This is a genomic window from Streptomyces sp. NPDC059255, assembly GCF_042752355.1.
Classification (GTDB): domain Bacteria; phylum Actinomycetota; class Actinomycetes; order Streptomycetales; family Streptomycetaceae; genus Streptomyces.
This window is the reverse complement of sequence record NZ_JBHYZP010000005.1, coordinates 308,922-321,587: the sequence shown is the minus strand read 5'-3', so window position 1 is coordinate 321,587 and position 12,666 is coordinate 308,922. Positions and strand designations below refer to the sequence as shown.

The window sequence follows — 12,666 nt, the reverse complement described above, 5'->3', positions numbered from 1 at the left end:
GCCGGGCCCCGGGTGTCGGCGGGTCCCTATACGGTGACGCCATGGCTGCCCGTACGAAATCCAAGGACCGGCCGTCCTACCGCTGCACCGAGTGCGGCTGGACGACCGCCAAGTGGCTCGGCCGCTGCCCCGAATGCCAGGCGTGGGGCACGGTCGAGGAGTACGGCGCGCCTGCCGTGCGGACGACGGCGGCGGGCCGGGTCTCCACGGCCGCGCTCCCGATCGGCCAGGTCGACATCCGTACGGCGACGGCGCGCTCGACCGGTGTGCCCGAGCTGGACCGGGTGCTCGGCGGCGGGCTGGTGCCCGGGGCCGTGGTGCTGGTCGCGGGCGAGCCGGGCGTCGGGAAGTCCACCCTGCTGCTGGACGTCGCGGCGAAGGCGGCCAGCGACGCGCACCGGACGCTCTATGTGACGGGCGAGGAGTCCACCAGCCAGGTCCGGCTGCGCGCCGACCGGATCAGGGCGATCAGCGACCATCTCTACCTCGCCGCCGAGACGGACCTCTCCGCCGTCCTCGGCCATCTCGACGCGGTCAAGCCGTCACTGCTGATCATGGACTCCGTGCAGACCGTCGCGTCCCCCGAGATCGACGGGGCGCCGGGCGGGATGGCGCAGGTCAGGGAGGTCGCGGGGGCGCTCATCCGGGCGTCGAAGGAGCGCGACATGGCGACGCTGCTGGTCGGGCACGTGACGAAGGACGGCGCGATCGCGGGCCCGCGGCTGCTGGAACACCTCGTGGACGTCGTGCTCTCCTTCGAGGGCGACCGGCACGCGCGGCTGCGGCTGGTCCGCGGCGTGAAGAACCGGTACGGCGCGACGGACGAGGTCGGCTGCTTCGAGCTGCACGACGAAGGGATCACCGGCCTCGCCGACCCGTCTGGCCTCTTCCTGACCCGGCGCGACGAGCCCGTACCGGGCACCTGCCTCACGGTCACCCTCGAAGGGCGCAGGCCGCTCGTCGCCGAGGTGCAGGCGCTCACGGTCGACTCGCAGATCCCCTCGCCCCGGCGCACCACCTCGGGCCTGGAGACCTCCCGGGTGTCGATGATGCTGGCGGTGCTGGAGCAGCGCGGCCGGATCAGCGCGCTCGGCAAGCGCGACATCTACAGCGCGACGGTGGGCGGCGTGAAGCTGACGGAGCCCGCCGCGGACCTCGCGGTGGCCCTCGCGCTGGCGTCGGCGGCGAGCGACACCCCCCTGCCGAAGAATCTGGTCGCGATCGGCGAGGTCGGGCTCGCGGGCGAGGTCAGACGGGTCACGGGCGTCCAGCGCAGACTGGCCGAGGCACACCGTCTGGGCTTCACACAGGCGCTCGTCCCGACCGATCCGGGCAAGGTCCCGCCCGGGATGAAGGTCACGGAAGTGGGCGACATGGGGGATGCTCTGAGGGTGCTGCCGCGCCGAGGTCGGGCGGACGCCCCACGGGACGACAACGCTCGCCGGTAGACTTTGCCCTGGTCTCGCCCATCCGTACGAGCCGGAGGAGTGCAGTGGCAGCCAACGACCGGGCATCAGCACCCGGAAAGTCCGGCGCGGGCTCCGGCAACGAAGCGCTGATGCGCGCCTCCCTGAGCGCTGTCGCGCCGGGGATGGCGCTGCGCGACGGGCTGGAGCGCATCCTGCGCGGTAACACCGGCGGTCTCATCGTCCTGGGGATGGACAAGACCGTCGAGTCGATGTGCACGGGCGGTTTCGTGCTGGACGTGGAGTTCACCGCGACGCGGCTGCGCGAGCTGTGCAAGCTCGACGGCGCGCTCATCCTCGACAAGGACATCACGAAGATCCTCCGCGCGGGCGTGCAGCTCGTCCCCGAGTCCTCGATCCCCACCGAGGAGACGGGCACCCGGCACCGCACGGCGGACCGGGTCTCCAAGCAGTGCGGCTTCCCGGTCGTCTCCGTGTCGCAGTCGATGCGGCTGATCGCGCTGTACGTCAACGGGGAGCGCCGGGTCCTGGAGGAGTCGGCGGCGATCCTGTCGCGGGCGAACCAGGCGCTGGCGACGCTGGAGCGGTACAAGCTCCGCCTCGACGAGGTCGCGGGCACGCTCTCCGCCCTGGAGATCGAGGACCTGGTGACGGTCCGGGACGTGACGGCGGTGGCGCAGCGGCTGGAGATGGTGCGCCGGATCGCCACGGAGATCGCCGAGTACGTGGTCGAGCTGGGCACCGACGGCCGGCTTCTCTCGCTCCAGCTGGACGAGTTGATCGCGGGTGTGGAGCCGGAGCGGGATCTGGTGGCCCGCGACTACGTCCCCGAGCCGACCGCGAAGCGGGCCCGTACGGTCGACGAGGCCCTGGTCGAGCTGGACGCGCTCACCCACCCGGAGCTTCTCGAACTGCCCATCGTGGCGCGGGCGCTGGGCTACAGCGGCTCTCCGGAGACGCTCGACTCGGCGGTCTCGCCGCGTGGTTACCGCCTGCTGGCGAAGGTGCCGCGGCTGCCCGGCGCCATCATCGAGCGGCTGGTCGAGCACTTCGGCGGGCTGCAGAAGCTGCTGGCGGCGAGCGTGGACGACCTCCAGACGGTGGACGGCGTCGGCGAGGCCCGCGCGCGGAGCGTCCGCGAGGGCCTGTCGCGGCTCGCGGAGTCGTCGATCCTGGAGCGGTACGTCTGACGCCGGTAGGTCTGACGCCGATACGTCTGACGGTTTGACGGCAATACGCCCGATCGGTCCGACGGCGGTACGCCTGACGGTCCGGCTACGGCACGCCTGACGGTCCGACTACGGCACGTCCGGCTCCGGGGTCAGTCCTTCTCCAGGCGGATCGACTGCTGCCCCTGCTTCACCGTCGCTCCCGGGGCCGCCGCCTCCACCAGGTACGTTCCGGGGCCGACCGCGGCGGCGGGCGGGGTGGCGCACCGGGCCGCGCTGCGCTTGCGGTCCCACTCGACGGTGCGGGTGACGGTGTCGCCCGCCGGGACCTGGAAGAACGCGCTGCCGGCCTGGGGGCAGTCCTCGGAGGACCACACCTGGTCGTCGTCGGAGTCCGTCACCGTGAGCACCACGGCCTTCGGCCCGAAGTCCGCCTTGCAGGTGGTCTCGGAGGTGTTCTTGGCGACCAGCCGGAACACGGGCTTCTCGCCGGGGCCGTACCCGACCTTCGTCGTGGAGAGGGTCAGCGTCAGGGAGCCGGGCGCGCAGTCCGGCAGCGCGGAGCCCGCGGGCACCTGCCGGCCGGAGGTGGTGGTGCCGCCCCCGCCGGAGCCCGCGCCCCCGCCGGACGAGCCGGCGGAACCGCCACCGTCCGACGCGTCGTTGCCGCCGCCCGAGCCGGCGCCGCCGCTGTCGCCGCCGGAGCCCGGGGCGCCGGTGTCGCCGTTCTTGCCGTCGTCGGCACCCGCGTCCGTACCGCCCTGGTCTCCGCCGCCGTCGCCGGAACCGCTCGATTCGTCGCGGCCGCCCGGCTGTTCGCTGATGGCGGGGCCGGAACCGGAGGGGCCCGGGGTGATGGACGTGACGGGGTTGGCGCCGTCGCCCTTGCCGTCGGTCTTCTTGCTGCCACCCCCACCGGAGGTGACGACCCATACGACCAGCAGAGCGAGCAGCGCGATCAGCGTCGCCGCTACTGCCCTCCGACGCCAGTAGATGGTGGAGGGAAGCGGCCCGACCGGATTGCGCAAAGATCCCACGGCGCAAACTGTACGAGAGATCCGGGCCAACTCCCGCCCCACATGCCGCTCATGCGCGCAAGTTTTCCGGATCATCATCCCGGAGGCGCGAGCTGGGCGGCTTTCTTCGACTGATGCGTATTCAGGTAGCGGTTGGGGGAACTCCCGGTGGCATCGGTACGTTCTCCCCATGAACAGCAGCGCAACCAGCGGCCTCTACAGCGATGTCCTCGACTTCGCGCACACGACCCCTTCCTGGTTCCAGTCCCTGGCGGAGCTATGGACGGAAGCCGGACTCCTCTTGTTCGGCGCCCTCTTCGTCATGGTCTGGTGGCAGGCCAGACCGTCCGGCTCACGTGCCGTGGCGGTCGCGGTGCTCGCCCCGCTCGGGACCGCCTTCGCCTATGTCTGCAGTGAACTGTCCAAGTCGGTGATCCAGGAGGACCGCCCCTGCCGGACCGTCACGGGGTCCGTCTCCCTCATACCGTGCCCGCCCGTGGGCGACTGGTCCTTCCCCAGCAACCACGCGACGATCGCCGGGGCGGCGGCGATCGCTCTCGTCGTCGCACGCCCCGTACTCGCCTATCTGACGGTGCCGATGGCGCTGCTCATGGCGTTCTCCCGGGTCTTCGTCGGCGTTCACTACCCGCACGACGTGGCGGTCGGCCTGGTGGTGGGCGGCGTCGTGGCCCCGCTCTTCATCCTGCTCGCGGCCCGTCCCCTGCAACGACTGGTCGAGACGATGCGTTCCTCGAATTCCGGGGCGGCGCTCTGGCTGGCGGGCCCGGGACCGGGCGAGACCGAGCCGGTGGTGGCGCGTGGACGCCACAGCGCCGGACGGAACTGAGCACGGACGGAATCGAAGCCCGGCCGGAAGGGCGTACCCCTGGGGCACGCCGGACCCGGACCCGGACACGTGGCACCGCCCCAGGCGCGCAGCGCTGACCCGGGCGCGTGGTGCTGTCCGGCGTACTCCGGCGTGCGCCTGCCTGCTGCACCGTCCGCGCTCCTGCACATGTCAGGATCGGTGCTGCCATGACTGCTATCTCCGCGCACTCGACGCCCCCGACCCCTCCGTCGTCCCCGTCGCCTCCGTCGTCTCCGTCGTCTCCGTCCTCCCTGTCGGCCCCGTCGCTCCAGTCCTCCCCGTCGGCCCCCGCCCACTCCGCCCTGCACACCCCCGTCATCGCGTGGTTCGAGACGCACGCCCGCGATCTGCCCTGGCGCCGCCCCGAGGCGGGCGCCTGGGGTGTGATGGTCAGCGAGTTCATGCTCCAGCAGACCCCCGTGAGCCGGGTCCTCCCGGTGTACGAGCAGTGGCTCGCCCGCTGGCCACGCCCGGCCGACCTGGCCGCCGAGGCGCCCGGCGAGGCCGTGCGCGCCTGGGGCCGGCTCGGCTATCCGCGCCGCGCGCTGCGCCTGCACGGCGCCGCGCAGGCGATAACGGAGCGGCACGGCGGTGACGTACCCCGCGAGCACGCGCAGTTGCTCTCGCTCCCCGGGATCGGCGAGTACACGGCCGCCGCGGTCGCGTCGTTCGCGTACGGACAGCGGCACGCCGTGCTCGACACGAACGTACGCCGCGTCCTGGCCCGCGCCGTGAACGGCGTCCAGTACCCGCCGAACGCGACCACCGCCGCCGAGCGGAAACTCGCGCGGGCACTGCTCCCCGAGGACGCGGCGACGGCCGCGGCCTGGGCGGCGTCCTCCATGGAGCTGGGCGCCCTGATCTGCACGGCGAAGAACGAAGGGTGCGCGCGCTGCCCGATCGCCGCGCGGTGCGCCTGGCAGCTCGCCGGTAAGCCCGCCCACGACGGGCCGCCGCGGCGCGGCCAGACGTACGCGGGCACGGACCGCCAGGTGCGCGGCAAGCTCCTCGCCGTACTGCGGGAGGCCGTCACACCCGTACCGCAGGCCGCGCTGGACGCGGTGTGGGACGAGCCGGTGCAGCGGGCGCGGGCGCTGGACGGACTGGTCGCGGACGGACTGGTCGAACCCCTGGAGAACGCCCTGTACCGGCTGCCGCAGAGCTGACCCGGACCGGATCTCGGGACCGGGCTCCGGGACCGGGAGGGCCAGGGCCCCGGGACCGGGAGCGGCAGGGCACCCGACGGGTCGCCGTTACACAACCGATGGACAGCCGTGCGTCCGCCGACGGCTGTCCCGCACAGCCTCGTGACAACAGCTCCGTAGTTTCAGTGACGTCAGGGAGGCGCCGTCAGCGAACGGCGCGGGTGTTCACGGGGTCGGAGGCGATTGGCATGGCGCAGGGTGAGGTGCTCGGATTCGAGGAGTACGTGCGTACCCGGCAGGAGGCACTCCTGCGGAGCGCCCGGCGTCTCGTACCCGATCCCGTCGACGCGCAGGATCTCCTCCAGACCGCGCTGGCCCGTACGTACGGCCGCTGGGACGGCATCGCCGACAAGTCCCTCGCCGACGCCTATCTCCGCCGCGTCATGATCAACACCCGTACGGAGTGGTGGCGCGCCCGCAAGCTCGAAGAGGTCCCCACCGAGCAGTTGCCCGACGCGAGCGTCGAGGACGGCAGTGAGCAGCGGGCCGACCGGGCGCTGCTGATGGACATCCTCGGGGTGCTGGCGCCCAAGCAGCGCAGTGTCGTCGTGCTGCGACACTGGGAGCAGATGAGTACGGAGGAGACCGCCGCGGCGCTCGGCATGTCGGCGGGTACCGTGAAGAGCACGCTCCACCGCGCGCTGGCCCGGCTCCGTGAGGAGCTGGAGAGCCGCGCGGCCCAGAGCCGGGAACGGGACGATCACGCGCCGGAGCAGCCGGTGGTGGTCCGTCGTGACGCACGGGGCGGCCGGGGTGGCCGTCAGGAACGGGGGCGGGAGAGGTGCGCGGCCTGAGAGGCCCCGACCGGTCGGGAGAGAAATCGGTGGGGCGGGGTTCCCCGGCGTCGGGAGGTACGGCCTCCCTGGCCACGGGGGGTACGGTCCTGGCCGGGCTGGCCGGACTCGCCGCGCTCGGGCTGCTCGCGGCCGGCTGTTCGACGGGCGGTACGGGGACCCGTGACGAGGGCGCGGCGGTGACCGCGCCGGTCGAGCGGGGCGCTCCCACGCCCAGGGCCTCGGTGGTGACGCCCGCGACGACCGTCGACGCGGTGGCGCTGCTCAGGACGGACCCCAAGGTCAGCCGGCGGATCAAGGCCGATCTCAAACCGTGCGCCGAGGACACGTACCCGGTGGACACGTCGTACGGGAACCTGACCGGCGGCGCCGCGCCCGACCTGGTGGTCAACGTGATGACGTGCGGCGACGCCGTCGGCATCGGGACGTTCGTCTACCGCGAGAAGAACGACGCGTACGAGAATGTCTTCACGGCCGAGGAGCCCGCGGTGTACTCCACGATCGACCGCGGCGAACTGGTCGTCACCCAGCAGGTGTACGGGAAGGGCGACCCCATGACGTACCCCTCGGGCGAGGACGTGGTCACCTACAGCTGGAGCGACGGCAGGTTCACCGAGCGGTACCGCGTACGCAACGACTTCAACCGGGCGGTGGGCAACGGCGGCGACGACGGCCCGAAGCCCGAGCCCACGGTGGCCGACGGAGGCTGACCCGCTCCGCCCGGCCGGCACCGCCTGTCAGGCACCACCCGGCCGGCACCGCCCGGCCGGCAGGACACACGCCGACGGCGAAGCCCGACATGAGACCACTACCGACGACCGACGACCGAGAACACCGAGAACTGAGAGCCGCAGGATGGCAGAGACCCATGTCCTGTTCGTCGAGGACGACGACGTCATCCGCGAAGCCACCCAACTCGCGCTGGAGCGCGACGGCTTCGTGGTCACCGCCATGCCGGACGGACTCTCCGGCCTGGCGGCGTTCCGCGCCGACCGGCCCGACATCGCGCTGCTCGATGTGATGGTGCCGGGCCTGGACGGCGTGAGCCTGTGCCGGCGGATCCGTGACGAGTCGACCGTGCCCGTGATCATGCTGTCGGCGCGCGCCGACTCGATCGACGTGGTGCTGGGCCTGGAGGCGGGCGCCGACGACTACGTGACCAAGCCCTTCGACGGCGCCGTGCTCGTCGCCCGGATCCGCGCCGTGCTGCGCCGCTTCGGCCACGCGGGCCGCCCGGCCGGGGAGCCGGACGGCCGGGACGGGGCCGACGAGCAGGGCGTGCTCTCCTTCGGCGATCTGGAGGTCGACACGGAGGGCATGGAGGTGCGCCGCGGCGGGAAGCGGGTGGCGCTGACCCCGACGGAGATGCGGCTCCTCCTGGAGTTCTCGGCCGCGCCCGGCACGGTCCTCTCCCGCGACAAGCTCCTGGAGCGGGTCTGGGACTACGGCTGGGGCGGTGACACCCGCGTCGTGGACGTCCATGTCCAGCGGCTGCGCACCAAGATCGGCCAGGACCGTATCGACACCGTCCGCGGCTTCGGCTACAAGCTCAAGGCATGAAGCGCCTCGCCCTGCGCACCGGCGTCAGGTGGAAGATCAGCATCGCGATCGCGGGGGTCAGCGCGCTCGTCGCGGTCGCCCTGAGCCTGGTCGTGCACAACTCGGCCCGGGTCTCGATGCTCGACAACGCGCGCGAAGTCCAGCTGGAGCGGCTGCTGTTCGCGCAGCGGATGTACGACAGCACCAAGGAGGCGAAGTTCGGCACGAAGGTCGACGACCCGAACCTGCCGCACTCCCTGGAGCGGAAGATGAAACAGGGGCGGCGCGCGACCTTTGTGCAGGACGGGCCGAACGGGGTGCCCGATGTCTGGGCGGCCGTCCCGCTCGGCAACGGCACCGTGCTCTCGCTGCACAGCCAGTTCGCCGACCGCTCCACCACGATCATGAAGGACCTGGACCGGTCGCTGATCATCGGCTCGGTCTCGGTGGTCTTCGGCGGCTGCGCCCTCGGGGTACTGGTCGGCGGCCAGCTCTCGCGGCGGCTGCGCAAGGCCGCGGCGGCTGCGGGCCGGGTCGCGCAGGGCAACACGGACGAACGGGTCGGCGAGGCCGTCGGCGGTGTCGTACGCGACGAGACGGACGAACTGGCCCGCGCGGTGGACGCGCTCACGGACGCGCTGAACGAGCGGATCGAGGCCGAACGCCGGGTGACCGCGGACATCGCCCATGAGCTGCGCACCCCGGTGACGGGGCTGCTCACGGCGGCCGAACTGCTGCCGCCCGGCCGCCCCACGGAGCTGGTGCGCGACCGGGCCCAGGCCATGCGGACCCTGGTCGAGGACGTCCTGGAGGTGGCGCGGCTCGACAGCGCGTCGGAGCGGGCCGAGCTCCAGGAGATAGCCCTCGGCGAGTTCATCGTGCGGCGGGTGGCCGCCCTGAACCCCGACATCGCGGTCCAGGTGGTCCACGACTCGTGGGTCAGCACCGATCCGCGGCGGCTGGAGCGCATCCTGGGCAATCTGCTGGCCAACGCCGCCAAGCACGGCGGGACGCCGGTCGAGGTCACCGTGGAGGGGCGGGTCGTACGCGTACGGGACCACGGCCCCGGCTTCCCCGAGGAGCTGCTCCGCGAGGGTCCCAGCCGCTTCCGTACGGGCGCCACGGACCGCGCGGGGTACGGGCACGGTCTGGGCCTGACCATCGCGGCCGGCCAGGCCCGCGTGCTGGGCGCCCGTCTCACGTTCCGTAACGCGACCCCCGAGGGGATGGTCGAGCGGGATGGTCTCCACGTCACCGGCGCGATCGCGGTCCTCTGGCTCCCGGAGCACGCCCCGACGAACACGGGCAGCTTCCCGATGCTGCTCAACCAGCCGGACGACTAGGCCGGGACTCTCACGGCCGGCAGGTATCCGTACGGTCACGCTCCGGAGCCGCCTCCGGCCCCGCCCCGTGGTGCGGGACAGGGCCGGAGGCGAGGGACGGCGGGCGGGTCAGGCGGCCTGCGGGACCTTGCCGTCCACCGCCTCGGCCTCGGCGGGCCCCTGCGGCCCCGCGCCCCGCAGCGGCACCTCGCGGACGAAGAACGCCGCGGCGAATCCGATCACCGCGATCCCCGCGCCGAGCATGAACGCCGAGTGCGTACCGGCGGAGACCGCCTGCTGGTACGCCTCGCGCACCACGTCCGGCAGCTTCGCCAGGCTCGCGGCGTCGAGCTGCGCGGACTGCTGCGTGGCGCCGGCACCGCCGGAGCCCACGCGGGCCGCCATCTCGTCCTGCACCTTGCTGGTGAAGAGCGCGCCCATGATCGCGGCGCCGAAGGAGCCGCCGAGTGTGCGGAAGAGGGTGGTGGTGGACGAGCCGACGCCCATGTCCTTCATCTCGACGCTGTTCTGCGCGACGAGCATGGTGATCTGCATCAGGAAGCCCATGCCGGCGCCGAGCACCGCCATGTAGAGGCCCGAGGTCAGCCGCGTGGTGTCCGGGCCCATCTGCGCGAGGAGGAAGAGCCCGGCGACCATCAGCCCGCCGCCGACGATCGGGAAGATCTTGTACTTGCCGGTGCTGGTGGTGATCCGCCCCGCGACGAGCGAGACGACCATCATCGACAGCAGCATCGGCAGGAGCAGCAGCCCGGAGTTGGTGGCGGAGGCGCCCTGCACGGCCTGCTGGTAGAGCGGGAGGAAGAGCACCGCGCCGAACATCACGAAGCCGGTCAGGAAGCCGACGACGGACATGATCGTGAAGTTGCGGTTCCGGAAGATGTGCAGCGGCATGATCGGCTCGGGGGCCCTGGTCTGGACGGCGACGAACCCGACGAGCGCGGCGACCCCGATGAAGATCAGCAGCAGGATCATCGAGGAGGTCCAGGCGTACTCCGTACCGCCCCAGGTGGTGACCAGCACGATCGAGGTGATGCCGACGGTCAGCAGCCCGGCGCCGAGGTAGTCGACCTTGACCTTCTTCGACCGGTCCTTGGCGGGGAGGTGGAGTACGGCGGTGATCATCGCGAGCGCCACGGCACCCAGCGGCAGGTTGATGTAGAAGCTCCAGCGCCAGCCGAGGTGGTCGGTGATCGTGCCGCCGACCAGCGGTCCGCCGATCATGGCGAGGGCCATGACACCGGCCATCATGCCCTGGTACTTGCCGCGCTCCCGGGGCGGGATGAGGTCACCGATGATGGCCATGACGCCGACCATCAGACCGCCCGCGCCGAGCCCCTGGACGGCCCGGAAGCCGATGAGCTGGCCCATGTCCTGGGCCATGCCGCTGAGCACGGAGCCGATCAGGAAGACGACGATCGAGGTGAGGAAGACGCCCTTGCGCCCGTAGAGGTCACCGAGCTTGCCCCAGATCGGTGTGGACGCGGCGGTGGCGAGGGTGTACGCGGTGACGACCCAGGAGAGGTGCGCGAGGCCGCCCAGCTCGCCGACGATGGTCGGCATCGCGGTGCCGATGATCATGTTGTCCAGCATGGCGAGCAGCATCGCGATCATCAGCGCCAGCAGGACGACGCGCACGCTGCGCGGCTGCCGCCCCCCGTCCTGCGCCTCGGCCGCGGGCCCCCCGGCCCCCGCCACGGCCGCCGCGGTCGCTATGGACCCCGCGTCCGCCGGAGCGTCGCCCGCCCCTGGTGCCGCGTCCGCGGCCTTCCCTGGCTTTTTCCCGCTCGAACTCATCGTCCCCACCGTTCCCCTGGTACGCCCTGATGCCTGGTGCACATGCCGCGCGGACCCTTACTTGCCGCCCGGCTAGCTGACTACACTGCGGTAAGGTAGACCTCTACTTGCCGGGCGTCAAGTAAGTTATTTGGGAGAGCACCCATGGGCAGCACGCAGCACCCGCGGCGCGGGAACACCCGCCAGCGCATCCAGGACGTCGCGCTGGAGCTGTTCGCGGAACAGGGGTACGAGAAGACCTCGCTGCGGGAGATCGCCGAGCGGCTGGACGTCACGAAGGCGGCGCTCTACTACCACTTCAAGACCAAGGAAGACATCCTGGTCAGCCTCTTCCAGGACCTGACCCGCCCGGTCGACGAACTGGTCGCCTGGGGCCGCGAGCACCCGAAGACGCTGGAGAACAAGCAGGAGATCCTGCGCCGCTACGGCGCGGCCCTGGCGAGCGCGGCGCCGATGTTCCGCTTCATGCAGGAGAACCAGGCGACCGTACGCGAACTGAGCATCGGCGAGAACTTCAAGGGCCGCATGATGGGGCTGCTCGACCTGCTCAGAGACCCCGACGCGTCCATGACCGACCAGGTCCGGTGCGTGAGTGCGCTCTTCACCATGCACGCCGGGATGCTCGCCCTCAAGGACGTCGAAGGAGACCCCGAGGAGAAGCGCGAGGCCATCCTGGAGGTCTCCGTCGAACTGATCACCAAAGCACACCACGGGACCGCGTCCTGAGACGCGGCCCCGTGCGGGGTTCACCCCCGGTGCTCGGGTGTCACACCATGACACCCGACGCCGGGTGTCACACCTTGACGCCGACGGAGCGCAGGAAGGGAACCGGGTCGACGGCCGAGCCGTAGTTCGGGGTCGTACGGATCTCGAAGTGCAGGTGCGGACCGCTGGAGTTACCGGTGTTGCCGGACAGGGCGATCTTCTGCCCCGTCGTGACCGGCTGGCCGATCCGCACGTCGATCTTCGACAGGTGCGCGTACTGCGAGTACGTACCGTTCTTGTGCTTGATCACGATCGCGTTGCCGTACGCGGGACCGTCACCGGCACCGTTGGGGCCGGCCTTGACCACGGTGCCCGTGTGGGCGGCGTGGACGGCGGTACCGATCGGCACGGCGAAGTCCTGGCCGGAGTGCTTGTGCGCCCACATCGAGCCACCGCGGCCGAACTTCGCGCTCAGCGTGTACTTCTTGACGGGGTCGGTCCAGGAGGCGGCCCGCTTGGCGGCGGCCGCGGCCTTGCTCTGCGCGGTGTCGGCGGCCTTGACCTGTGCGGCGGCCTGGTGGTGGACGGCGGCGGCCGAGCTCACGACCGAGGCCGAGGAGCTCTCCGGGGCGGCGTGACCACTGGTCGCGGCGAACGCGGCCCCGGTCCCGGCCACCATCGTCACTCCGAGTCCGGCAGCCAGAACGCCGGCACGGGTACGAAGAGCGGACGGGCGGGCCAGACGGGACAGGTTGCGCTGCGACATACGGGATGAACCTCCAGGCATGAACGGACCCGGCACACAC

The 12,666-nt window shown here is 71.7% G+C and carries 12 protein-coding genes; 9 read left to right on the top strand and 3 right to left on the bottom strand.

The window, feature by feature from the left end; translation table 11 throughout:
• The first annotated feature begins 41 nt into the window (after positions 1–41).
• Together radA and disA are read left to right on the top strand one after the other, a co-directional pair.
• Positions 42–1,448 (top strand): DNA repair protein RadA, encoded by a 1,407-nt coding sequence (radA, locus tag ACFXKG_RS10240; protein WP_384835228.1) that lies wholly within the window; start codon positions 42–44, stop codon positions 1,446–1,448.
• A 44-nt stretch (positions 1,449–1,492) separates the two neighbouring features.
• Positions 1,493–2,617 (top strand): DNA integrity scanning diadenylate cyclase DisA, encoded by a 1,125-nt coding sequence (disA, locus tag ACFXKG_RS10235; RefSeq protein ID WP_384835225.1) that lies wholly within the window; start codon positions 1,493–1,495, stop codon positions 2,615–2,617.
• A gap of 131 nt (positions 2,618–2,748) precedes the next feature.
• On the opposite strand, the gene ACFXKG_RS10230 is transcribed toward disA, so the two are convergent.
• A complete protein-coding gene (locus ACFXKG_RS10230; protein ID WP_384835222.1) occupies positions 2,749–3,633 on the bottom strand; it encodes a hypothetical protein in 885 nt (294 codons plus the stop codon).
• A 169-nt stretch (positions 3,634–3,802) separates the two neighbouring features.
• Between ACFXKG_RS10230 and ACFXKG_RS10225 the strand changes: the two genes are divergently transcribed.
• The 6 genes from ACFXKG_RS10225 to cseC all read left to right on the top strand — a co-directional run bounded on the left by ACFXKG_RS10225 (position 3,803) and on the right by cseC (position 9,361).
• Positions 3,803–4,459, top strand: coding sequence for a phosphatase PAP2 family protein (locus tag ACFXKG_RS10225; RefSeq protein WP_384835219.1), 657 nt, complete (start codon positions 3,803–3,805; stop codon positions 4,457–4,459).
• Positions 4,460–4,731: 272 nt separating this feature from the next.
• Entirely contained in the window at positions 4,732–5,646 is a 915-nt protein-coding gene (locus tag ACFXKG_RS10220) for an A/G-specific adenine glycosylase (RefSeq protein WP_384835308.1), read from the top strand.
• A gap of 227 nt (positions 5,647–5,873) precedes the next feature.
• Positions 5,874–6,479, top strand: a complete 606-nt coding sequence (locus ACFXKG_RS10215; protein WP_384835216.1) for a SigE family RNA polymerase sigma factor — start codon at positions 5,874–5,876, stop codon at positions 6,477–6,479.
• A gap of 98 nt (positions 6,480–6,577) precedes the next feature.
• The gene (locus ACFXKG_RS10210) at positions 6,578–7,189 is read left to right on the top strand and encodes a hypothetical protein (RefSeq protein ID WP_384835305.1); all 612 of its coding nucleotides are present in this window, start codon (positions 6,578–6,580) and stop codon (positions 7,187–7,189) included.
• 145 nt (positions 7,190–7,334) lie between these two features.
• Positions 7,335–8,039 carry a two-component system response regulator CseB gene (cseB, locus tag ACFXKG_RS10205; protein WP_384835213.1) on the top strand — a complete coding sequence of 235 codons (705 nt, stop codon included), beginning with the start codon at positions 7,335–7,337 and terminating at the stop codon, positions 8,037–8,039.
• On the top strand, positions 8,036–9,361 hold the full coding sequence (gene cseC, locus ACFXKG_RS10200; protein ID WP_384835210.1) for a two-component system sensor histidine kinase CseC: 1,326 nt from the start codon (positions 8,036–8,038) through the stop codon (positions 9,359–9,361). Before cseB ends, cseC begins: the two co-directional genes overlap by 4 nt.
• A gap of 108 nt (positions 9,362–9,469) precedes the next feature.
• Here cseC and ACFXKG_RS10195 read toward each other — a convergent pair whose 3' ends face one another.
• On the bottom strand, positions 9,470–11,155 hold the full coding sequence (locus tag ACFXKG_RS10195; protein ID WP_384835206.1) for an MDR family MFS transporter: 1,686 nt from the start codon (positions 11,153–11,155) through the stop codon (positions 9,470–9,472).
• A gap of 144 nt (positions 11,156–11,299) precedes the next feature.
• Between ACFXKG_RS10195 and ACFXKG_RS10190 the strand changes: the two genes are divergently transcribed.
• Positions 11,300–11,881, top strand: coding sequence for a TetR/AcrR family transcriptional regulator (locus ACFXKG_RS10190; RefSeq protein WP_384835203.1), 582 nt, complete (start codon positions 11,300–11,302; stop codon positions 11,879–11,881).
• Positions 11,882–11,948: 67 nt separating this feature from the next.
• On the opposite strand, the gene ACFXKG_RS10185 is transcribed toward ACFXKG_RS10190, so the two are convergent.
• On the bottom strand, positions 11,949–12,626 hold the full coding sequence (locus tag ACFXKG_RS10185) for a M23 family metallopeptidase (protein ID WP_384835200.1): 678 nt from the start codon (positions 12,624–12,626) through the stop codon (positions 11,949–11,951).
• Positions 12,627–12,666: the final 40 nt, after the last annotated feature.